The sequence below is a fragment of the Paenibacillus sp. AK002 genome (assembly GCF_053903045.1).
The window spans coordinates 4,405,644-4,424,385 of sequence record NZ_CP096377.1 but is presented as its reverse complement, the minus strand read 5'-3'; the positions used below and the strand labels follow the sequence as shown (position 1 = coordinate 4,424,385).

At 52.3% G+C, this 18,742-nt stretch carries 20 protein-coding genes and 1 tRNA gene; 18 read left to right on the top strand and 3 right to left on the bottom strand.

What is annotated here, in order from left to right; genetic code table 11:
• Window positions 1-37 precede the first annotated feature (37 nt).
• Window positions 38-970, top strand: coding sequence for an NAD(P)/FAD-dependent oxidoreductase (locus tag M1D70_RS19535; RefSeq protein ID WP_456287718.1), 933 nt, complete (start codon window positions 38-40; stop codon window positions 968-970).
• Window positions 971-1,134: 164 nt separating this feature from the next.
• Here the strand turns inward: M1D70_RS19535 and M1D70_RS19530 are convergent, their stop codons facing one another.
• Window positions 1,135-1,437, bottom strand: a complete 303-nt coding sequence (locus tag M1D70_RS19530; RefSeq protein WP_456287717.1) for a hypothetical protein — start codon at window positions 1,435-1,437, stop codon at window positions 1,135-1,137.
• Between the two features lie 148 nt (window positions 1,438-1,585).
• Between M1D70_RS19530 and M1D70_RS19525 the strand changes: the two genes are divergently transcribed.
• From M1D70_RS19525 to M1D70_RS19490, 8 genes are all read left to right on the top strand, one after another.
• Window positions 1,586-1,972, top strand: a complete 387-nt coding sequence (locus tag M1D70_RS19525; protein ID WP_009590632.1) for an antibiotic biosynthesis monooxygenase family protein — start codon at window positions 1,586-1,588, stop codon at window positions 1,970-1,972.
• A gap of 224 nt (window positions 1,973-2,196) precedes the next feature.
• Window positions 2,197-3,177, top strand: a complete 981-nt coding sequence (locus M1D70_RS19520) for an AAA family ATPase (RefSeq protein WP_009590729.1) — start codon at window positions 2,197-2,199, stop codon at window positions 3,175-3,177.
• A gap of 12 nt (window positions 3,178-3,189) precedes the next feature.
• Entirely contained in the window at window positions 3,190-4,296 is a 1,107-nt protein-coding gene (locus M1D70_RS19515) for a DUF58 domain-containing protein (protein ID WP_009590621.1), read from the top strand.
• Window positions 4,293-5,597: a DUF4129 domain-containing protein gene (locus M1D70_RS19510; RefSeq protein ID WP_456287716.1), complete on the top strand. Its 1,305-nt coding sequence runs from the start codon at window positions 4,293-4,295 to the stop codon at window positions 5,595-5,597. The genes M1D70_RS19515 and M1D70_RS19510 overlap by 4 nt, the downstream gene beginning before the upstream one ends.
• A gap of 12 nt (window positions 5,598-5,609) precedes the next feature.
• Window positions 5,610-7,562, top strand: a complete 1,953-nt coding sequence (gene pulA, locus M1D70_RS19505) for a type I pullulanase (RefSeq protein ID WP_456287715.1) — start codon at window positions 5,610-5,612, stop codon at window positions 7,560-7,562.
• 133 nt (window positions 7,563-7,695) lie between these two features.
• Entirely contained in the window at window positions 7,696-9,267 is a 1,572-nt protein-coding gene (locus M1D70_RS19500; protein ID WP_456287714.1) for an S-layer homology domain-containing protein, read from the top strand.
• 128 nt (window positions 9,268-9,395) lie between these two features.
• Window positions 9,396-9,851: a RidA family protein gene (locus M1D70_RS19495; protein ID WP_009590671.1), complete on the top strand. Its 456-nt coding sequence runs from the start codon at window positions 9,396-9,398 to the stop codon at window positions 9,849-9,851.
• Between the two features lie 2 nt (window positions 9,852-9,853).
• Complete coding sequence (locus M1D70_RS19490) at window positions 9,854-10,369, top strand: GNAT family N-acetyltransferase (RefSeq protein ID WP_009590718.1); 516 nt, start codon at window positions 9,854-9,856, stop codon at window positions 10,367-10,369.
• 43 nt (window positions 10,370-10,412) lie between these two features.
• Here M1D70_RS19490 and M1D70_RS19485 read toward each other — a convergent pair whose 3' ends face one another.
• A complete protein-coding gene (locus tag M1D70_RS19485) occupies window positions 10,413-11,264 on the bottom strand; it encodes an alpha/beta hydrolase family protein (protein WP_456287713.1) in 852 nt (283 codons plus the stop codon).
• 194 nt (window positions 11,265-11,458) lie between these two features.
• Between M1D70_RS19485 and M1D70_RS19480 the strand changes: the two genes are divergently transcribed.
• The 9 genes from M1D70_RS19480 to M1D70_RS19440 all read left to right on the top strand — a co-directional run bounded on the left by M1D70_RS19480 (window position 11,459) and on the right by M1D70_RS19440 (window position 16,594).
• Window positions 11,459-11,531: transfer RNA gene (locus tag M1D70_RS19480), tRNA-His, on the top strand.
• A gap of 128 nt (window positions 11,532-11,659) precedes the next feature.
• The gene (locus M1D70_RS19475; protein WP_009590668.1) at window positions 11,660-11,920 is read left to right on the top strand and encodes a YqkE family protein; all 261 of its coding nucleotides are present in this window, start codon (window positions 11,660-11,662) and stop codon (window positions 11,918-11,920) included.
• 135 nt (window positions 11,921-12,055) lie between these two features.
• Complete coding sequence (locus tag M1D70_RS19470) at window positions 12,056-12,637, top strand: AAA family ATPase (protein ID WP_456287712.1); 582 nt, start codon at window positions 12,056-12,058, stop codon at window positions 12,635-12,637.
• A gap of 132 nt (window positions 12,638-12,769) precedes the next feature.
• Window positions 12,770-13,489, top strand: coding sequence for a DsbA family oxidoreductase (locus M1D70_RS19465; protein ID WP_009590684.1), 720 nt, complete (start codon window positions 12,770-12,772; stop codon window positions 13,487-13,489).
• A gap of 103 nt (window positions 13,490-13,592) precedes the next feature.
• On the top strand, window positions 13,593-14,420 hold the full coding sequence (locus M1D70_RS19460) for a GNAT family N-acetyltransferase (protein WP_456287711.1): 828 nt from the start codon (window positions 13,593-13,595) through the stop codon (window positions 14,418-14,420).
• Between the two features lie 18 nt (window positions 14,421-14,438).
• A complete protein-coding gene (locus M1D70_RS19455) occupies window positions 14,439-15,038 on the top strand; it encodes a DUF4269 domain-containing protein (RefSeq protein WP_009590680.1) in 600 nt (199 codons plus the stop codon).
• Entirely contained in the window at window positions 15,031-15,501 is a 471-nt protein-coding gene (locus M1D70_RS19450; protein ID WP_009590689.1) for a DinB family protein, read from the top strand. The genes M1D70_RS19455 and M1D70_RS19450 overlap by 8 nt, the downstream gene beginning before the upstream one ends.
• 55 nt (window positions 15,502-15,556) lie before the next feature.
• Complete coding sequence (locus M1D70_RS19445; RefSeq protein WP_041622225.1) at window positions 15,557-16,171, top strand: TVP38/TMEM64 family protein; 615 nt, start codon at window positions 15,557-15,559, stop codon at window positions 16,169-16,171.
• Window positions 16,172-16,276: 105 nt separating this feature from the next.
• A complete protein-coding gene (locus M1D70_RS19440; RefSeq protein ID WP_009590644.1) occupies window positions 16,277-16,594 on the top strand; it encodes a hypothetical protein in 318 nt (105 codons plus the stop codon).
• 104 nt (window positions 16,595-16,698) lie between these two features.
• On the opposite strand, the gene M1D70_RS19435 is transcribed toward M1D70_RS19440, so the two are convergent.
• Window positions 16,699-18,741 carry a CotH kinase family protein gene (locus M1D70_RS19435; RefSeq protein ID WP_456287710.1) on the bottom strand — a complete coding sequence of 681 codons (2,043 nt, stop codon included), beginning with the start codon at window positions 18,739-18,741 and terminating at the stop codon, window positions 16,699-16,701.
• Between the last annotated feature and the right edge of the window lies 1 nt (window position 18,742).

The window sequence follows — 18,742 nt, the reverse complement described above, 5'->3', positions numbered from 1 at the left end:
CTCTTAATTCGATACAGAAATGAGTGGATAAACCTACATGATGGACAGAGACGTGAAAGATTGCATTATTGTTGGCGGCGGAATTGCAGGTCTGCAGGCAGCTATACAACTGGGACGGTATTCGGCCTACGATGTACTGGTCATCGACCGGGGAACGGGGCGTTCCACCATCTGCAAGAGCTACCGCAACATACTAGGATGGCCGGAAGGGGTGTCCGGTGAAGAACTCAGACAGCGAGGGCGGAAGCAGGCGGAGGCCGTGGGCGTTACGTTTGCAGCCGATGATATACGGAAGGCCGAACGGGATGAAGCGAAGTGTTTTGTGTTAACCGGTAAAGACGGAACCAGGTACAGGGCAAAAAGCATGCTGCTTGCAACAGGCTTGATGGACCGCTTTCCCAAGCTGCCGGGCCTGATGTCTACGCTGGGCACCTCCGTTTTTGTATGTCCCGATTGCGACGGATATGAAATTCAGGATCGAAAAACCGTTGTGCTGGGATCGGGCGATCCCGGTGCCAATATGGCCATTTTGTTATCCGAGCGGGCGAAGGAAATCATCTATGTCAATCATGAAGGACAGCCGGCTTCGTCCGAGAACATGACGCAGTTAGCGAATCTTGGGATTCCTTATATAGAGAAAAGAGTAACCGAAATTCAGGAGGAAGGAGGCATCCTATCGGCTGTCGTGCTGGAAGACGGCAGCATCATCCGCGCGGAGCGCGGTTTCATATCCTTTGGCGGGAACATGATCTTTTCCGAATTGGCCGAGCAGTTGGGGGCGGAATTGGAGCACAATCGGCATGTGAAGACCGATCCCCGATCCAAAATGACGAGCGTCGAACTGCTGTGGGCTGCAGGCGACCTGGGCGTCCATTCCGAATTAACCACCGTGGCGATGGGGGAAGGCGCAACGGCTGCGATCTGGATCCATAAAACGCTGAAGAAGATGTCAAGCCAAGCCGTAACATAATGTTAGGAGTCAGGCTGGAACATTCGCATGGTCCAGGCCATGACATGATGACTAAAGAACCCGCCTGATCGGGCACGGGATGTAAGGGCGATACCGTGGATCAAGGCGGGTTTTCCGGTACTATGAGCGGATTGTCAACTTAATTCAAGTCGAGGGACTAGACGTTATGACAGACCGAATCTCGTGATATGATCTTCGAGTTTATATTTTTGCAGCAATTCCGTTTGCTTGGGACCGATCAGGTCAAAATGCGGATATGGCTGGCGGTGATGGATATACTGCGGATTTAATCCATTGGATATGCACCAGTCCTTCAGGCGCTGAATATCCGAGCAGCCTACTTTGGTTACGGTATGGAATTGCGGAAACCGCTTATCGTACCAATAATGGGTTAAAAACGCGATATCGCCATTGGCGACTTTCTGTTTCCATTGCTGTAATTCCTGCTTCGAGATGCCGAATGCCATGTTAGTCTCATCCTCATTCGTATATTCATTCTTCTCATTATACCAGCATATACTTGGACTGCACCTACTTGTTTTCATAGCCTGGTGCTGCGAAATCTGAAGCACTGCCTTACCGTTGATCGGATCGATGCGAAAGAGGGGGAACGTTATGATATTGGAATCTGCCATTCTTTATATTAAACCTGGGCTGGCAAGCGAATTCGAAAGTGCATTTCGGGAGGCTTCCGGCGTATTGCTATCCAAAAAGGGGTATGTAGGCCATGAACTTCACAAGTGCGTGGAGAACCGGGATGAATATATATTCCTTGTCCGCTGGAGCGGCATTAAGGATCACCTGATCGGCTTCCGCGGGCACCCGGACTATAAGAAATGGGCTGCCTCTCTGGAACCGTTTTATGCAAAGGGGCCTGAGGTTAAGCATTATATCGACATCCGGATCGACAGCCGCGAGCAGGCGGAATCGGAGCTGGCTAAACTGTTGATTCCGGAAAGCGGCTCGAATTCCACCGCAGAGGAGAACAGGCCGGCAGAGTAAAATAGGCTTCAACTTACCGGCTAATACAACACGGCATGGGTATCATCAGTGAAGGTGAATTCCCGGGAGCCGTCATTGGACGGCTTCTTGGCGTTTTTGGAAGAGACGCGCCCTGGTCAGTGAAGGCTTGGCCAAACTTGGCCAATCGGTCTTATTTTGTCCCGAATAACAGGAATTATGGGAGGTCGTGACGAACTTTGTTGTTAAGTAAAACTACATAAGGGGTGGTTACAATCATTACAGATTATCATGGCGTCCGCCGTCTTGCCGACGACATTCGGGCAAACGTTTCCAAAGTTATGGTAGGCAAGGAGCAGCTGATTGACAGATTGTTTATTGCCATGGTCACATCGGGTCATGTACTGCTGGAAGATGTTCCGGGAACCGGGAAGACGCTGTTGGCCAAATCCATCTCCAGGTCGATTGATTGCACGTTTAAGCGGGTACAGTTTACGCCGGATTTGCTGCCGTCCGATCTGAGCGGCATTTATTTCTATAATCAACAATCCGCGACGTTTGAATTCCGTCCCGGTCCGCTGTTCACCAATATCCTGCTCGCCGATGAAATCAACAGAGCGACGCCTCGTACGCAGTCCAGTCTGCTCGAGTGCATGGAGGAGCGCCAGATCAGCATCGACGGAGTAACCCATCAACTGAAAGAACCGTTTCTGGTCATCGCTACGCAGAACCCGTTGGAGCAGCAAGGAACGTTTCCGCTGCCGGAGGCACAGCTGGACCGATTTTTATTCAAATTGAACATGGGGTATCCTACCTCGGAGGAAAGCGTGAATATTTTGAAGCGATTCAAAGACGAACAGCCGCTGGAATCCCTGACGGCCATCGCAGCGTCCGACAGCATCGTACAAGCCAGGCATATCGTCAGCAAAGTACATGTCAGCGATGAGATGTTGGCTTATATCGTCGAACTTTCCGAGCATTCGAGACGGGATGAAGCCGTCGCCTCCGGCGTAAGCCCGAGGGGCTGCCAGGCATTATTGAAAGCGGTGCAGGTACAGGCCGTCCTGAACGGGAGAGAGTTTGTTACGCCTGATGACGTGAAGGAGCTCGCCGTGCCGACGTGGGCTCACCGCTTGAAGCTGCGGGGGACGCTCCACAACCGCGGCGGCGCGACTGCGTCAGAAGAAGTGATCGAACGATTGCTGCAGCAGGTTGCCGTACCGACAGAAGAAGGCATCTCGTCGTAGGGGGCGATGGCGATGGGAGCCTACTGGATATTGTTGATCGCTGCTGTGGTTGTAGTCGTGCAGGGCAAGATTTTCAAACGGACGGCACTCCAAAAGCTGAACTACAGCCGTTCCTTCAAGGTATCGACCTGCTATGAGGGAGATTCCGTGGAATTGATCGAAATCATCGAGAACCGTAAAGCGCTGCCGGTGCCCTGGCTTCGGGTAGAATCCCAGTTCCGCTCGGGCCTGGCGTTCGATAATCAATTGAACCTGGACATCAGCGAGGGGCAATTCAATCAGAACCATAAGAGCTTCTTCAGTCTGCTGCCTTGGACCAAGATCCTTCGAAGACATCGAATTACCGCGAAACGAAGAGGTTTGTACAAGCTGGGAACGGTATCGATGACGACAGGGGATCTGGTCGGCATGGAGTCGGTTGTCCAGAGCAAGACCCTGCCCGGCGGAATTATCGTGTATCCGATGCCGATGGATGCGTCGGACATGGAGCTGCCGGTTCAGACCTGGATGGGGGAGATGCTGGTCCGCAGATGGATCATGGAGGATCCGTTCCTGATATCGGGCGTCCGCGAATATCGGGACGGTGATCCGCTGAAGGATATCCAATGGAAAGCGACTGCACGGACGGGAACCCTGCAGGTTCACAGGCGGGATACGACCGCGGACAGCCGGCTCTTCATCTATTTGAATATTGAAGATCATGAGCAGATGTGGAGCAAGGCAACGCGTCCGGAGGCCATTGAGTATGGCATCCGCCTGGCAGCCGGCATTACGGCGCATTTATTGTCACAGGGCATGGAGATCGGAATGGGGACCAATGGAACCCTTGGCGAGGATTCAAACGATGAAGCATTCGTTCCGGTCGCAGGCGGCATGATGCAGCAGGAGCTGATATTCGAAATGCTGGCCAGACTGGAGCTGACCCGCCGGCTTTCTTTTCATGATTATTTGGCCCACGAGCTGTCGCGGCATGAAGAAGCTAAAGATATCCTCATTCTGAGCACTTACGTCAGTCCCAGGCTGGAAGAGATGTTTCAGCGATTCCGGGATAACGGGCACACGATCCAGGTATTCCTTCTCCGCGACGTGCCGTCTTCCGCGAAGGAGGTGTCCGCATGACCCGTCGAGGCTCCGGATTTATAAGGGCTTTTTGGCAGGGATTGGTGGAGTGCGTATTGTATTTCCCGGTGCTCTTCATTCCGGCATTCTATCTGCTGCCTGAATCGTACCGATGGATATGGCCCGCCCTGGTCTTAGGCGGGTACGTCATGGGCTACGCAGGTGCACATTGGTTCAACATGGATCGTCAGTTCAAAGCGTTCGTATGGGCTTGCCTGGTTTCCGTTGCTGTATCCGTTGCCTTTGTAGGGGTTGATATCGCCCTTGCTTACGTTATCCCGCTGTTGTTTATTGCCAGTATTCGCGGAAGCCGAATGGAGCAGGTGAACTGGAATTTGATGTTCCCGGGAACATACTTCCTGATCGGGTTGATTCTGTACGGGGTCAGCAGCTTTTTTCTCAGTTTCATGGACTCCTTCCGCGGCGGAATATCGTCTCTGACCTGGATGGGAGCGGCTGCGTTAGGATTGACCCTGCTGATCGTCAACCGGCAATACGTGCTGGACGAAACGCTGCCGGGCAATGACCAGCCCGTGCTGGAACGGCGCGTGCTGCGCTACAATCGCTGGTTTATCATCATTTTGCTGGTCCTTATTGCGCTGGTCGCTTTTCTTCCGCAGCTGCAGCAGTGGGTCTCCGACATGGCGAGGGGGATCGCTGCCTGGATATCCGGATGGTTCAGTTCGGGTGCAGAGCAAGCGCCGGAGCCGCCTTCAATGTCGGAGCCTCCTCCCGAGATGCCGTTTCTCGATGAAGAAACCAAGCCGCCTAGCCAGTGGATGAAAGTCCTGGAGCAAGTGCTGATTTATGGCGTGTTCACCGTTATCGGGATCGGTATGCTATACGTTCTGTTCCGGTTTGGTAAAGTGCTGCCGAGTCTCTACAGAAAATTCTCCGCATGGATGAACAGGATGATGAACAGGCAGAACGTCCAGCCCCAACTGGGCTATGAGGACGAAGTGGAGAATATAGAGCATGACCCGGCATCCAAGCGGCTGCGACGGCTGTTGTCCGGCGTGCGTATCGGCGGAAGGCATCGGGAAGGAGAAGGCCCGGAACAGCTGAATGAGAAAATCCGACAAATGTATCGTTTGATACTTTCCCGAAGCATCAGGGAAGGCTATAATTGGAAAGCGTCACTTACACCGCGGGAGACCGAACACGATCTTAAGGAATGGGACGGACGGAAGGATCGTGTTCCGCAGTCCTTGATCGAGCTGTACGAGGAAGCCCGATATGGAAACCGTGCCATTACAAAAGAAGAAGTGGAAGGACTGCAACTTGACCGGAAGCCTAAATGAGGAGTGAACATCTTGTCGGTACAAAAAGAAAGCAACGCTGTTATTCACTACGGAGATCCCGCGGTAACCGGGGGCGTCTCCGTTTTTGATAAGGAATTTGACAAGCTATTTTATTATGACGGAACCGACCTGGGGTTAACCTACCAAGCCCAAGAGTCCAAGTTTCGCCTGTGGGCACCCACGGCCAGCGAGGCCTACGTGCTGCTGTACCCGGATTGGCAGACGTCAGAAGCACGGCGTTTCCCGATGTCGCGCGACGTGAAGGGAACCTGGCTGCTGAAAATAGAAGAGAATCTTCATGGGATGTTCTACACCTACCAGGTGCTAATCGGGGATCAATGGAATGAAGCAGTCGATCCCTACGCGGCTGCCGTAGGCGTCAATGGAGATCGGGCTTACATCGTGGATATGGCCCAAACCGACCCCGAGCGTTGGACAGACGAGAAACCGCCGTTCCAAAGCCCGCTGGATGCCGTTATCTATGAACTGCATGTTCGTGATTACACCATTCATCCGGACAGCGGAGTGGAGCTTAAGGGCAAGTTTAAAGGTCTGACGGAGACGGGTACCCGGGGGCCGGGAGGGATTCGTACAGGACTTGATCATATCGTTGAGCTGGGGGCCACGCACGTGGAACTGCTGCCGATTTATGATTTTGCAACGGAAAGCGTAGATGAGACCAGGCTGCATGAGCCTCAGTACAACTGGGGGTACGACCCGAAGAACTATAATGCTCCTGAAGGCTCGTATGCTACCGATCCGTATGTGCCGGAGGTTCGGATCCGTGAATTGAAGGAGCTGATTCAGACCTTCCATGAACAAGGCCTGCGGGTCATCATGGACGTGGTGTATAACCATGTTTATGACGGGTATTTGGTCAACTTTACGAAGCTGGTGCCGGGATATTATCTCCGCTACACGAAAGACGGCAAATTCTCCAACGGATCCGGGTGCGGCAATGACACGGCATCCGAGCGTCCGATGATGCGGAAGTTCATTGTGGAATCCGTCCTGCATTGGGTGAAGGAGTATCGGGTGGACGGTTTCCGCTTTGACCTGATGGGATTGCTGGATGTGCAGACGATGAATGAAATCCGTGCGCGCCTGGACGAAATCGATCCTTCCATCATTACGATCGGCGAAGGCTGGGTCATGAAAACCGAGCTGGACGAGAAGAAACGGGCGAATCAGCAGCAAGCGGCCTTGATGCCGCGAATCGCGCACTTTAACGATGGTTTCCGTGATGCAGTTAAAGGGGATATCTTTTATTTTGATTATAAAGGCTTTGTGAGCGGCGGCGTCGGATATCAAAACAAGGTGAAGCAAGGCATCGTGGGCGGCATTCCGTATTCCCAAGATATCAAGGCATTTGCTTCCGAGCCGGATCAGTGCGTGAATTATGTGGAGTGTCACGATAACCATACCCTTTGGGATAAAATCATGCTGTCTACGGATGGGGAGTCGGATGCCGTTCGCCGCGATATGCACCGGCTGTCATCGGCCATGATTCTTACCAGCCAAGGCATTCCTTTCCTGCACGCCGGCCAAGAGTATTATCGCTCCAAGAACGGTGTGGAGAACAGCTACAATGCCAGCGATGAGGTGAACCGGCTTGATTGGGGAATGGCATCGGAACACCAGGACGGGGTGAAGTACATCCAGCGGCTCGTTCAGCTGCGCAGGAATCATCCGGGGTTCAGAATGAGGGATGCAGCGTCGATCCGAAAGCATCTTCATTTCGAGCCGTGCCCGGAGCATGCCGTTGCTTTCACGCTTCGCGATCATGCGGGCGGCGACCCGGCAGAGCATATTTATGTGATCTATTATGCCGGACGCAAACCGTCCTCCCTGACGATACCCGAGCTGGGCGATTGGAAGGTTCTGTTTGGCGAAGAGCATGTGAAGGGATTGAGCCGGGATTCCCTTGTGGTCGAAGGTATAGGCGCGGTCGTTTTAACTTGTTAAATCCTTGACCGTTGCCCACATTACCAAGAAATGCATAATGCCTGATTCTATCATCATCTGATATGCTGAGAATATCAGATGATAGAATCGAGGCGCCTCTTTGAAGAAATATATCCTGTCACTTTGTTTCCTTTTGTCTTTTACAGCGTTTATAAGCCCCCTTCAGGCATCAGCAGCTCAAGCTCCTAGCCCAACCGCTTTTCACGATATTTCGTCCAGCTTTGCAAAAGACGCGATTTACCGTCTGGCCAAGCGAGGCATCGTAAGCGGGGATGGCACAGGAGCTTTTTTGCCGCGAAATCCGGTTACGCGCGCCGAATTTATCGCTATGGTTGCCAGAATGCTGAACATGGAGCCTGTTCCGAACGATCTGCCCGCCTTTCAGGACGTATCCCGTTCAGCTTGGTACTACGGCTGGGTTCATGCAGGTCTTAATCTATCCATCGTGGAGGGGAACGGCTACAAGTTCTTTCCGAATGCTTCGATAACAAGACAGGAAGCCGCGGTCATCGTTATTCGTGCCATGAAGGATAGTGGATACGATAACGGATATTCCGCCGGCTACTATACGGATTCGGAATCGATCGCGGCGTGGGCTTGGCGTGCGGTCGGCCAAGCGACGAAAACAGGCTGGCTGCAAGGAAGCCAAGGCCAATTCAGACCGCTGGACCCGATCACCCGGGAAGAAACGGCGATGCTGCTGGACAGGGTCCTTCAATCGGGAAACGTGAAATCCATGATCGACAGCCAGCCGGCCGCGAATATTCATATGGGCTGGTTGTACAATGGCTCGACCAAGCAATATATCTCCTATGCCAAACGGGCCGGATTGAATGTGCTGGTGCCGCGGTGGTATTACATGGAGTCTAACGGGAAGCTGTCGGACAGCACCGACATCGAGCTGCTGAATTGGGCTCGTAACAATGGCCGGCAGGTGTGGGCTATGGTGGGCAACCGCGCGAATGCGGAAGGAACCCACCAGGTTCTAAGCAGTCCGCAGTCCCGGAAGTCTGTCGTAGACAGCATCGCTGCGAGCGTATCCCGCTACCGATTGGATGGGATCAATATCGATTTTGAGAACGTCATGCCTGAGGACAGGCAGAATCTGACGGCCTTCATCACGCAGTTATCCATGGAAATGAAACGGCTTGGAGCCAAGTTATCCATTGATGTTTCACCTGATCTGAATACGGATTGGACGGCTGCCTTCGATTATGCGGCGCTTGGCAGTCAAGTGGACTATATGGTGCTCATGAGTTATGACCAGCACTGGGGCGGTTCGCCGAAAGCCGGCTCCGTATCCTCACTGCCATGGAGCGAATCCGCGCTGAGCAAGCTGCTGACCCAAGTCCCGGCTAAGAAGAGCATCATTGCGTATCCGCTCTATACGAGGGATTGGCAGATTGCTTCATCGGTGTCCTCGTCGGATATCGGTTTGATTGAACAGGGACATCGCATCCGTCTGACCCAGGCTTCCTTAACTTGGAATGCCAGCGTGGCGCAATATGAAGCAGCTTATAGCAGCAGAGGCATCCAGCATCGCATATGGACCGAGGATTCCCGCTCCCTGTCATGGAAACATCTCATGGCCGCCAAATACCGAATTGCCGGGTATGCCTATTGGTATCCGGGAGCAGAAACGACGGACGTGTGGCAGGCGATTGACAATGCGGAGCGTTATGCTTCGTATTCGTTCCGGATCTAAGAGCAGACAGGTTACACCCAAGACCAATCCCGATGAATGGGGTTGGTCTTTTTTTGCTTGTAAAACGGTTATTCCGTGATACAATAATTGAAATTTAATTTGAATGATTTTCCTTTAGGAGTGATCAAATGACCGTTTGTGCGGAGGAACGTTTACAGCAACTGGGCATCAGCTTGCCAGAAGCCGGATTGCCGGCAGCCAAGTATGCCAACTACGTCATCGTGAACGGGTTGATGTATGTTTCCGGCAAGGGTCCATCCGGGCAGCCAAGGGGCAAATTGGGCGAGCATTACACAACGGAGCAGGGATACGAATATGCCCGGTTGACCGGAATCGAAGTCTTGGCCGTATTGAAGGAAGGCCTGGGATCGCTTGATAAAGTGAAGCGGGTGGTTAAGGTTCAGGGCTTCATTAACGCAACAACCGATTACGAAGAGCATCATATGGTCTTGAATGGTTTCTCGGACTTGATGCTTGAGGTGTTCGGGGATCAAGGGATCCACGCCAGATCCGTATTCGGCGCGGTATCCTTGCGGGACCAGCTGCCTGTCATTGTGGATTCGATTTTTCAAGTGGAGGGATAGCCTTGACGTTAGCATTAAGGGAGCTGCTGGAGAAGGAGGATGAGAGTCTTCTGCTTATGGTCCAGGAGATTGGTACCGGCGAGAACGGCTTTGTTAACGGCTTAAATAGCAGCAGCATGGAGGAGTTCTCCTCCAAGGTCCGTCGCAATTACGAAATGGCACGAAGCATCAATCTGCCGGATGAGTATGTTCCCCAGACGATTTATTGGCTGTATCATACCGGCAAGCCTGTAGGTTACGGCAAGCTCAGACACCGCTTGAATGAGAAGTTGTTGGAGTCAGGGGGGCATATCGGGTATGTCATCAGGCCGTCGGAGCGGGGGAAAGGATATGGCAAACAGATGCTGGCGGGGTTGGTCAAGAAAGCCTGTGAAAAGAACATAAGCCGGGTCCTTCTAACCTGCGATGAAACCAATCTGGCTTCCCGTCGCATCATAGAATGGAACCATGGTGAACTCAGTTCTATTGCGGACGGGAATTGCAAATACTGGATCGATACGGCTGCTAGGCTGGAATAGGGGGATAGATACCGAGCATCATGAACTTGAGAATAAATACGCCTTAACTTCGCTTCAACCAGTCGAACATCCGGTTGATCGCCGCTGCATGCTGCGGCGGCGGGAAATGATGTCCCAGCCCTTCGTACAGGTGAGCTTCGGGCTGGTGTCCCAGTTCTTGAAGCTTGTCCAGCATCCGGTAGCTGTGTTCAACCTGGACCTGCTCGTCCCGCGTTCCATGCACAATCAGGACAGGACATCGGATTCGATCCGCATAATGAATCGGGGACCGAAGAAGGTATCGTTCCGGAAACTTGGTCGGCGTACCGCCAATGACGCGTTTCATCATTCTGCGCAGATCGATCCGTTCCTCGTAGGTCTGCGCCAGGTCGGAAACGCCGCTCCATAGAATCATTTTGGATACATGAGATGACCGGGCGGCTGCCACGGCAGCATTGATCGCCCCGCGGGAGAAGCCCAGCAGATGCATACGGCTGTTGTCTATCCATGGAATGCGGGATAACCATTCCAAGGCGGTGATCACATCCATCGTATCGGCGCCTCCAAACTCATCCCTGCCCTCGCTGCCTTCGTTTCCGCGATAGGCCGGAGCAAACACGGCATAGCCTTGCGCCGCGAATTCTTCGACCCACTTCAACCTGACCGCGCCGATCCGGCCTATGCCTCCGCGGCAATACAGGACCAGCGGAAGCTTAGATTCGATCGAGCCGGAGGCTCCTTCCGGAACAGGCTCCTTATTCAAGGAGCATGCAAGCGTGCCGGTTATCGTAACGCCGGGGATGGCGTCGACCGCTTCGGACATTTTCTGGCTGCGATTAGGGGACAATTGCGGCGGCAGACCCAGATATCCTTTCACATGCAATCCCTCTGAGACGTAATCGATATGATAGATCATGGATGTCTTACCCCCTATGCTGAAATCATCATGTAGCAGCGTATGTGGACTCTTGGTCAGACGACGGAGTTCAAGTAAGTATAGTATTTACTCGTCGTTGAAATCAAGGGGCGATGTAAGAAATTACAATTTGCCAAACGGCTGAATATCTGATATATTATGATCTCGGGCATGATGACATGTCCATTGTCATGGTGGTCGTGGCGAAGGGGTTAACGCACCGGATTGTGGCTCCGGCATTCGTGGGTTCAAGTCCCATCGATCGCCCTTAAGTAGGTATACATAACGAGAAGGAGAGCCGAGAGGCTCTCCTTTTTCGTAAATCCTCCTCAATAGATACGGATGTCAGACGACATTTAAGATGGTATAATGGATTGAAATCGAGGTGAGTATTTATGGCAAAAAAGAAACGAACGGCCCCGGCGCCGCGAACGGAAACTGCCGATAAACCCGCAACGCTAAAAGATATGCTGGACCCTCAAGTTTTGGCAAAGCTGAAGGCGACAACCGATTCCTTAAAGGCCTCTGAAGCCGAGCGGCTGGAGAAGGAGCGGCAGGAACGGGAAGCTGCACGCAAGGCGGAACAGAAGCGTCGCGATAACGATTTTGAATATCTGCTGGAACACAGCGAGATGGATTGGAAAAAGTACAAATGACAGGCGGCGGCACGCTGTCTGTTTTTTAATATAGCTATCAGATAAGAATAGGTTTAAAAAACCAGGCCTATCTGGTAATGCAATAAACGATTGAAGTCTACACAGTGGAACCAAATGCGGAGGAAGAACGAAAACATGAATCATGGCCGTGCTATAAGGATCGGAATAGGCGGGGGGACGGGCAGCGGCAAAACGACGCTAAGCCTCCAACTCAAGGAGAAGCTTGTCGAGTATCGGGTGGCGCTCTTTCATATGGACAAATATTATAAGTCCGTCAGACCTATGTCTAAAGCGCCCTTTACGAATACAATCTTTGAGGATTTTAACCATCCGGACGCCGTCAACATCCAGCGTCTGACCGATGAGATAGAACAAGCCGCCCGTTGCGGTGACCATGATGTCATCGTCATTGAAGGGTTTCTTCTGTATCAATTCGAGGATCTTCGAGACTCCCTGGATCTGAAGCTGTTCGTCGACTGTCCCGCGGATGAAAGAATGCTTCGAAGAAACCGGCGGTTCATGGAGAAGGGTCATCGCGAGGAAAGCGTGATACAGGAATATTTGCAGCTTGTGCGATACAGGCATGATCAATATGTCGAGCCTACCCGTTGGCATGCGGATTTGGTGATGAACGGCTCCTTGGAGGGGAAGCTTGGCTGTGCGGTTGTGATGGACTGGATTCAGGCCAGGATACAAGATAGCAGGAAGCATCGCTGAAGGCTGTGTACCGTGAGCTCATATCATGGATTACCGTGCAGTATTGCCGTTTTCATATGTAGTGTTGATATCAGGGCGAAAGCGGGTTACAATTAGTAAGTTAGTATTCCTGCTCGCTAGGAGGCGAATGAAATGAAAGTTGAAATTTGGTCGGATTTTATGTGTCCGTTCTGTTATATTGGAAAGCGCCGGTTCGAATCGGCATTGGAGCAGTTCCCTCATAAGGATCAGGTTGAAGTGGTATATCGCAGCTTTGAGCTTGATCCGAATGCGTCGTATAAACCCGGGGTTTCCATGGACGAGTTATTGGCGGCGAAATACGGCATGAGCATAGAGCAGGCCAAGGCAGCTAATGCCAACGTGACTCAACAAGCGGCCAGCGTTGGACTTACCTACCACATGGATCGCGTGATACCGGCCAATTCATTTGATGCTCACCGACTGGTTCATTTTGCTGCGCAGCATGGTAAAATGAAAGACATGACGGAGCGGCTGTTCCGCGCCTATTTCACGGATGCCGAGAATCTGGAAGATAAGAACCTGCTCGCCGATCTGGCGGCGGAGGTCGGACTGGAGCGGGAGCAGGCTACGGCGGTGCTTGAAAGCGATGCTTTCCAATCCGAGGTACGGGCAGATGAAGCCGCAGCGACGAATCTTGGAATTCGGGGAGTGCCGTTCTTCGTGCTGGGAGGCAAATATGCCGTGTCCGGCGCACAACCGCTGGAAGTTTTCACGGATGCACTGGACAAAGCCTATCGTGAAGCGAATCCCCTAGTCATGGTGAACGAGTCCGACAGCAACGACGGCATGTGTGCCGACGGATCTTGCGATCTGCCGGGCAGCGCGAAATAAACCATACACAGCAAGCCTAGAGCCCGAAGCATCCGTACACGATCTTCGGGCTCTATTTATCACGGATCTTGAAAATTGAATACATAAAGCATAGGAGGTAACCATGCTGCATCTTCCATCCGAGGAGCTAATCCATCGCATTCAGCGTTCAGAAACGGAGTATATGTATGATCGAATGCAAGCCATCGAAGGCCGGACCGGAAATCCCGAAGGGATTGAGATGGTTCGTTTCGGCCAAGCGCTGTGCTTGTACAGCAAAACGATGCCCTGGCTTTCTTTTAACACGGTCAAAGGACTCCGTTCGGAGAATCTGAAGGATCTGGACGCAATCATCGACTTCTATCATTCGCGGGACCGCAAATTCCAGTTCGAGATCGTGCCCGCCATGGTGAATCAGGCATTTCTCTCGGCGCTTGCCGATCGCGGATTCTTCCAATCCGCCTTTCATAATTCCATGTATATGAACCCGCAAGAACTGGTGGACATGCCGGATCACGGAATTGTGATCAAAACAATAGACAAAGACGAGTTTGAAGATTATGCTAAAGTTCATTGCCTGGGAACAGGACTGCCGGTGCAAGGGATCCCTTCCGTAGCATTGAACAATCGCGTATTGCATGCAAGACCGGGCTGGAGGTTCTATATGGCTTATGTGGATGAGCAGCCGGCTGCGGCCGGTGTCATGCATATAAACCATTCCACGGCTTCGCTTACATTTGCCGCTACGCTGCCGGAATACCGTAGACGGGGGCTGCATCAGGAGCTGCTTCGCAGAAGAATACGGGACGCGAAGCGGGAGGGATGCAATCTGGTTGTCGGTCAATGTGCCTTCTTATCCCAGAGCCATCGCGACATGGAAACCGTCGGCATGAAGCTGGGCTATGTTCGGACGACCTGGACCGAGCGTCAACCTGAAAGCTCAGCGGAGTAGGGCAGGTGGGAAACAGCGATGCAAGAAGAGTTGGATTTTTTAAACCTGGAGTATTTACGTCAAGGTACAGCCAAGCAGCAGCAGGCAGCTTTGGTTATAGATGAACTGGAACTATGGGAGCATTTGAAATCCTGCAGCCCTATACTGGTGGGCACGATCCCGATCGGGATTGACATCGCTTCAAGCGATCTCGATATCATATGTCATGTGACGGAGTTTGACCTGTTCGAGCGAGAACTCAGGGCGTCATACGACCGACTTGTTTCGGATTTCACATACTCTTTCCGAGGTGTGGGGAACGTAGAGCGAGCAGTAGCGCGATTTCGGTACAAAGGTTGGGAATTCGAGATTTTTGCCCAGCCGGTGCCTTCCATGAAGCAGAATGGTTACCGTCATATGGTAGTGGAATACAAGCTGTTGAAGCGGCTCGGCGAAGCTGCAAGGGAAACTATCATCGAGCTGAAGAGGGCGGGTTATAAGACGGAACCTGCCTTTGCGAAGCTGCTGCATATACCGGGCGATCCTTATGGGGAGCTGCTGGAGATGTATCGCTGGCCGGAGGAACGACTGGACGCTTATATCAAATCATATATGGACAAGGAGAATGTATATGAATGACAAACAGCAGCTGTTAAACGAGTATTCGGAATGGATCGGCAAGGTGAAGGAGTTCGGTGACCTGGAAGAGGGCTATTGGAATTCCCCGATTGCGGATGGGAAATGGACCGTGCGCGATGTAGTGTGCCATATCATGCGATGGGATGAGTATTTTTTTAATGAGGCGATCGCCAAAATCTCAACGGGAGATGCATTGACCGTCCGGCATCTGGATTATGACGTCTTCAATGAGGAGGCAAAGCAATATGCCAAAACGCTATCGACGGAAGCGCTGGTGGACCGGACGATAACCGCAAGGGAGCAGCTGATTCGGGCCATTGAAGAGCTGCCGGAAACGAAGTATGAGGAGCGGTACGCGGACGGAGACGGGCATCCCTTTGAAGTGGCGCAATTTATGAGGGATTTCATCTGGCACGATAATCACCATCTGGCTCAGCTGCATCAGGTGCTGCAAGTCGGTTAGTACAAGCAATACTTAGCGGAAATGGGTGAAGTCATTGAATGGCTACTTGGACATCATGTCTTATTTTACACAGAGCAATCTGGAATGGTTTCTTGACCAGTTTCGAGCCCTAGGCCCTCTGCCGGGCATACTGCTGACTTTCTTGAAATCCTTTATTCCTCCGATGCCCACGATCGTGATCGTTGGCGTTAATGCAGCGGTGTACGGGCTGTGGGCAGGATTCCTTTACTCCTGGATCGGAATGGTGGCGGGATGCTTGACGACGTTTCTCCTCGTGCGGAAAATATCCGGGACTCCCCTGATCGAACGCTGGGCGAAAAAACCGAAGGTTCAGCGCGGCATGCGCTGGATTCAGCGCAACGGCTTCAGTTATGTTTTTCTGCTGGGCATACTTCCCGTCGGGCCTTTTGTCGCTGTCAACGTGGCCGCCGGACTGGCGAGAATGAACGTCATGTCCTACCTCATGGCCGTAACCTTGGGCAAGGGCATTATGGTGTTTTGCGTTTCGTACATCGGGGCTAATCTCTCGGATTTTATGGCGGAGCCCTTCAAATTGCTCGGTGTCCTAGCCTTTATCTTGCTGTCCCTATGGGGCAGTCGGAAGCTGGATTCATACTTTGTAAGAAAACAATCGTTTCACGATCAAGAAGCTGAGCTCAACTCCAATTGAGTTCCCAGTTCCTGATCGTTCTACGGGAATGGATGCGGAGTCCTTGTATTTGCTGTATAATGGTAAAATCTCCAGTATCGGCATGAATGAAAGGAGGAAGCATTTATGACCAAATTGGCCTCATCCATTCTGGAAATCATTCGAATGATGATCATGATGATGATCGTGACAGCGGTTCTGGGCAGCATGGAGCATCAGATCCTGAAGTCCTGGATTCCTTGGGAAGGGTTATATTTCCTGTTCCTGTTTGCGGGAAATGTATGTTGGTTCCTGGTCCTCTATCGCAATCGCCTGCAATTCAGCGGCTGGTATCGTTCGGCGGAGACGCAGCGCAAATTGTCCGGAAATGCAACGAGAACCATCGTAGCGCTTGGCGCGCTCCTCATCGCGACACCGGTTATTCTAACGTGGATAACTGCTTAGTAACTGCTTGATTATGTAACGGATATCGGCTAATAAACGATTTGCGTATATAAAAGGGACAGTTCCAAAGGTTGATGCCTTCGGAACTGTCCCTTGCTTGTTGATTACAATCTTTTTCGTTTATATAGAGTCACAAAAAGACATGAGAGCAGCAGCAGTACGAGGGAAACTCCTGCGTACAAGGCTTCCTGGGTGCTGCCTTGCTCCTGGGCTGCTTCGTTTGACCAATCGCCAGGCCGGCCCATTCCGCGTCCTCCCTGCATTTGACCGCCAAACTCACCGCCGAACCCGTTCCCCATCTGTCCTTGAGGGAAATCCGGCATCTGCCCTTGACCATTCTGAGTCTGCGCTTGCGGCATGGTCGGTTGATTGCCGCCTGTAGAGGGCTGGTTCGGAGATTGCGTTGAATCTGTTGAATTTTCCTCTGCGTTACTTTCCTCTGCATGACTTGTTGGATTAACGGCAGAAGCAGCATCCATCGCTGTTCTTTCGTCGGAACTGCTTGTGCCTGATCCAACCGCCGATATAATCGACGAGACAGATTCATCAACGTCAGGAGCGTCGCCAGAGCCTTCTCCAGTGCCGCTCGATGTAACATCCGCGTTGCCGGAAGCAGCAGAAGTAGCACCGTCGCTGTTGGCAGGCGTGTTTTCGCCAGAGATGTCTCCGCCCGGGGCGTCGTTAGGGACAACGATCCCAGTCCCGTCAGTCCCGCTGCCGTCTGTTCCATCCGGTGTCGTGCTTGTCCCGGTGCCGGTAGAACTCTCCGGGTCGGCATCATTGGAATTCGTATTGCCGTCAGGTACCATCCCGTTACCACCGGGTCGCACGCCGTCAGGCCTTAGACCTCCTCCGCCACCTGGCCCCATACCGCCGCCGCTGCCGCTTCCGTCGCCGGCGGAAGGGATCGTCCCATCCAGCTGCTGCTGGATATTATCCATGGACCCTTCCGCGAATGAGGTCAATGTCGGGAGAGATTGCTCGTACTCCTCATAGGAGTAGAACGGTCTGGGGTCTTGCTTGACGTGCTCGGATATCAATTCCTGCAATTGCGCTACCCGTTCCTCGAAATGATCCTGCTGCATGTATCCCTCCAGCATCTCCGACAGGATGGCATGGTAACGTTCCTTATATTCGTCAACCTCGAGCAGCTTGGCAATCAAGGGGCGTTCCGCCAAAGCACCCTGAGTGGGCTCGTCAATCAAGATGCCGGAGCCCCCAAACCCTCCGAACGCCATGTTATAATCCCAGGGCAGGACGGAGAAAATGCCGTTGTTCTCATACAGGTAGTAGTTCTGTTTGTTCATCCCCAGATAACTGTCCATATTGGAGGCAACGACGTTCAAGGCAACGTACTTGAGCACGTTATCCACATCCAGCACCTTCTCGTAATCGGTGCCGTTATTCAGCTCGTCGAGCATGTCGATCAATACATCGTCATTGGAGGACTTGGATTTCATGACAAGCCCGGTGTAGGAATCGGGGTCGCTGCCGAGCCAAGCGAGATCGCTGCCCGAGCCTGTCATCTCGGCTTTGTATAACGCGCCGTACGAATTATCGAAATGACGCTGCAGATAAGAATCGCCAATCTGTTCGATTGCGAGGTAGAACCCCCACAATTCATCGTTAACGTATACATTGACGTAAGAGAAGCCGGGTGTCGGCAGACCGACGGATTCCGCCAGCTCGTAGGTCAGGAATTCCCGCATATACGAGGCGTCGCTGTAGTTGTTGTTCAGATTGATTTTGCTGATCCCGTTCAAGGTTTGATTGAGATATTCATCAAAGGAGATCTTGAAGCTGTAGCGGTCGGAATCGGAATTGACCACGCTGCGCAGACTTAAATTGCCTTTGGTGCGAATGCCGACATGATCAAATTGCATGCCGTTGTAATTGACGGACGCTTCTTTGTATTCTTCAGCGCTGGCGTTGTCCAGCATATCCTGGAAATCCGCTTCGTCGATCGTGATTTTAACGTCAATGACCTTGTCCTTCGGAAAAACCGCGGAATCGACTTGCTCCTGCAGGCCATCGTTCTCAGAGCTTCCAGCCGTCCCGGCAACCTGTGTTGTCCATTGGCAGCCTGTGAGCAGAAGGATTATGGACAGCGCAAGGGACAGCAGGACTGTCGTTCTTTTCTTCATCATT

Coding starts and splice junctions, on each gene's coding strand:
- M1D70_RS19455 (WP_009590680.1), top strand. CDS start 14,439: ATGCAAGAAGAGTTGGATTTTTTAAACCTGGAGTATTTACGTCAAGGT.
- M1D70_RS19475 (WP_009590668.1), top strand. CDS start 11,660: ATGGCAAAAAAGAAACGAACGGCCCCGGCGCCGCGAACGGAAACTGCC.
- M1D70_RS19440 (WP_009590644.1), top strand. CDS start 16,277: ATGACCAAATTGGCCTCATCCATTCTGGAAATCATTCGAATGATGATC.
- M1D70_RS19510 (WP_456287716.1), top strand. CDS start 4,293: ATGACCCGTCGAGGCTCCGGATTTATAAGGGCTTTTTGGCAGGGATTG.
- M1D70_RS19530 (WP_456287717.1), bottom strand. CDS start 1,437: ATGGCATTCGGCATCTCGAAGCAGGAATTACAGCAATGGAAACAGAAA.
- M1D70_RS19525 (WP_009590632.1), top strand. CDS start 1,586: ATGATATTGGAATCTGCCATTCTTTATATTAAACCTGGGCTGGCAAGC.
- M1D70_RS19445 (WP_041622225.1), top strand. CDS start 15,557: ATGTCTTATTTTACACAGAGCAATCTGGAATGGTTTCTTGACCAGTTT.
- M1D70_RS19535 (WP_456287718.1), top strand. CDS start 38: ATGATGGACAGAGACGTGAAAGATTGCATTATTGTTGGCGGCGGAATT.
- M1D70_RS19450 (WP_009590689.1), top strand. CDS start 15,031: ATGAATGACAAACAGCAGCTGTTAAACGAGTATTCGGAATGGATCGGC.
- M1D70_RS19470 (WP_456287712.1), top strand. CDS start 12,056: ATGAATCATGGCCGTGCTATAAGGATCGGAATAGGCGGGGGGACGGGC.
- M1D70_RS19435 (WP_456287710.1), bottom strand. CDS start 18,741: ATGATGAAGAAAAGAACGACAGTCCTGCTGTCCCTTGCGCTGTCCATA.
- M1D70_RS19515 (WP_009590621.1), top strand. CDS start 3,190: ATGGGAGCCTACTGGATATTGTTGATCGCTGCTGTGGTTGTAGTCGTG.
- M1D70_RS19495 (WP_009590671.1), top strand. CDS start 9,396: ATGACCGTTTGTGCGGAGGAACGTTTACAGCAACTGGGCATCAGCTTG.
- M1D70_RS19460 (WP_456287711.1), top strand. CDS start 13,593: ATGCTGCATCTTCCATCCGAGGAGCTAATCCATCGCATTCAGCGTTCA.
- M1D70_RS19485 (WP_456287713.1), bottom strand. CDS start 11,264: ATGATCTATCATATCGATTACGTCTCAGAGGGATTGCATGTGAAAGGA.
- M1D70_RS19465 (WP_009590684.1), top strand. CDS start 12,770: ATGAAAGTTGAAATTTGGTCGGATTTTATGTGTCCGTTCTGTTATATT.